Below are 2687 nucleotides of genomic sequence, written 5' to 3'. Positions count from 1 at the left end.
GGGGGCGGGGGTGGGGGGGGGGGGGGGCCGCGCCCCCCCCCCCCCCGGGGGGGGGGGGCCCCCCCCCGGGCGCCCCCCCCCCCCCCCCCCACCACCCTACTTCCGGGTGAAGAACTCGCCGATCAACTTCTTCGATTCCGCCGACCCGACGAGCCGGAAGAACCCGTCCGTTTCCAACTGCACCGCGCTCGGCAGCGGCAGCGCCGTCCCCTCGACGACGGCCATCACCGCCTCGCGGACGGCCTTCGGCACGTTCGCCAACTGCGGGCGGAATTTCTCCCGCACCTCGGCCGGGACCCACTCGTGCTTCTGCCGCCGTGCGGCCTGCCAGCCGTCAATCTTCAGCACCTTCATCGCGGACTTGAGCAACTCGTCCGAGTCGATCGGCCCGATGGCGAGGTCGATCTCGGTGGCGCGGACCGCGTTCATCGTCTTGCCGCTGCCGATCGCGTCCGCCGCGAGCGGCAGCCCGATGACGCGGGGCAGCCGCTGCGTGCCGCCCCAGCCGGGCATGAGGCCGAGCTTCACTTCCGGCAGCCCGAGTTCCACCTTCGGGTTCGTGCCGGTCAGGATCACGTCGCACGCCAGCGCGACCTCCAGCCCGCCGCCGAGGGCCGCGCCGTCGATGATCGCGCACGTCGGGAAGGGCAGCGCTTCCAACTCGAACAGCACCTTGTTGCCGAGGTCGATCACCTCACGGACTCGTGGGTCGTTCGGGGCCGCGTCGGCGAGCAGCTTCAGGTCCGCCCCGGCCACGAACACGTTCGGCTTGCCGCTCTTGAGGATCACGCCGCGGATGTCCGTCTGCCCGGTCAGCAGTTTCAGCGTCTTCTCGAAGTCGCGCCACGTGTCCAGGGTGAGCACGTTCGTCGGCCGGTCCTGCGCGTCGAACGTGATGGTCGCGAACCGGTCCTCGCGGACCGTGAGCCGGATGGACGATTGGGCGATGGACGAGTTTGCCATGACGGTCTTCCTCACCACCCGACCACGAGGGCGCGGCCGGTCCGTTCCGTGACCCGCCAGCCGGCCGCCGTCTTCTCGACGGCCTTCGCGTTAAACTGCTTCGCCAGTTCCGCCGCTCGCTTCACCGTTGGGTCGTCCCACACTTGGCCGGCCGCGGCCTTCGGCTCGGCCCGCTCGCCGACGAGTTCGGCCACGCCCGCGATCATCGGCCCGGCCGGGAGCAGCACGCCCTTCGCGTCCACCGTCCGCGGGCCGGCCGGCGTGGACACGACGAGCATCGGCTCGCGGAACACGACGACGAGGCTGTACTTCAGCGCGACCGTCGTGTACCCGCCGCTGACGGCCTCGACCCACGGGTGCTTCGCGAACGCCGCCTTCACGCGGTCCGTCTCGGCCGGGTCGTAGCTCTGGAACTTCTCCGGCAGGTCGCCGAGGTAACGAACTTCCGTCAGGAACTCGGCCGGGTCGATCCACGCCGGCGGCGGGCCGTAGTCGATCGCGGTCAGCGGCAGGTTGAACCGGTCTTTGTGCCGGACCATCATGGCGGTCATGAGGCCGGTGAGGACGACCGACAGCACGGCCACGACGGCGCACCCGACGCCGACGCCGCCCTTCCACGGGAACCGCCACCGGCGGCCGGCGGGCGCGGGCTTCGCGGCTTTCTCGGCCATCGGCTCACCAGACGTGGAGTTCCCGTTCCAGGGTCAATCCGGTTTTCTCGCGAACGCGGTCGCGGACGAAGTCGATCAACCCCAAAATGTCCCGCGCCGTCGTGCCGGGATGGGCGATGGCGTAGTTCCCGTTCCGCTCGCTGACCTCGGCCCCGCCGACCCGGTGCTTCGCCAGCCCGATCCGCTCCACGAGGCTCGACGCCGACGTGCCGGGCGGGTTGCGGAACATCCGGACCCCGGCCTGGAAGCTCAGCGGCTCGGTCGCCTGCCGCTGCACCCACATTCTGCGCATCCGCTTCAGCAGCGTCTCCGCGGATTCCGGTTCGAGGTCGAACTCGACCCACAGGATGACCGGCTCGTCGAGATCGCTGGAATGATCGGAAAAACCCAACTCCTCGCGGCCGCGGAGTTGTTCCGTGCCGTCCTCGGTGAGCACGGCCACGCGGCGGACGGCCGAGCCGATCTCGCCGGTCCGGTCGCCGACGTTGCACCGCACGCTCCCGCCGACGCTCCCGCGGATGCCGACGAGCGTTTCCAGCCCTCCGAGGCCGTGCTTGACGGCGTGCGCGATCAGGTCGAACAACTGCGCCCCGCCGGCGGCGCGGACGACCTTCCCGTTCGTTTCGATCTTGGAAAAGGCGTCGCCCTGGAGGCGGATGACCGCGCCGGGGATCGGGTCGTCGCGGACGAGGAGGTTGAACCCGCCGCCGAGCATCCGCACCGGGACGCCCTTCGCCTTGCAGAACTTCAGCACGGCCGCCAGTTCCGCCGGGGTCCGCGGCTGGACGAGGAAGTCCGCGACGCCGCCGATCCGCAGGTGCGTGTGCGGGGCCAGCGGCTCCCGCCGCTTCGTGATTTCCGGGAACGATTCCGCCAGTGACATCGAACGAACTCCGGGGGTCCTTTGGGATGATAGCAACGCCCCGACGGATTACGTAGGGTGGTGGGGGGGGGGGGGGGGCCGCCCCCCGGGGGGGGGGCCCCCCCCCGGCGGGCGCCCCCCAGGGAACAAAACCACAAAATACGCCCTAACAAGATCAAACCACATAGTGT

Annotated in this window: 3 protein-coding genes; all 3 read right to left on the bottom strand. The window is 70.5% G+C overall.

Features of this window, described 5'->3' with window-relative positions; all coding sequences use genetic code 11:
- Positions 1-96 precede the first annotated feature (96 nt).
- From AC5JJ2_RS19555 to murB, 3 genes are read right to left on the bottom strand one after another with little or no spacing between them, the layout of a single operon-like run.
- Positions 97-963, bottom strand: a complete 867-nt coding sequence (locus AC5JJ2_RS19555) for an enoyl-CoA hydratase-related protein (protein ID WP_495859707.1) — start codon at positions 961-963, stop codon at positions 97-99.
- Positions 964-974: 11 nt separating this feature from the next.
- Positions 975-1634, bottom strand: coding sequence for a cell division protein FtsQ/DivIB (locus AC5JJ2_RS19550; protein WP_495859706.1), 660 nt, complete (start codon positions 1632-1634; stop codon positions 975-977).
- A 4-nt stretch (positions 1635-1638) separates the two neighbouring features.
- Entirely contained in the window at positions 1639-2517 is an 879-nt protein-coding gene (gene murB, locus AC5JJ2_RS19545; protein ID WP_495859705.1) for a UDP-N-acetylmuramate dehydrogenase, read from the bottom strand.
- Positions 2518-2687 lie beyond the last annotated feature (170 nt).

The organism is Limnoglobus sp. (genome assembly GCF_059499385.1).
This window is presented reverse-complemented; position numbering and strand designations above follow the sequence as displayed.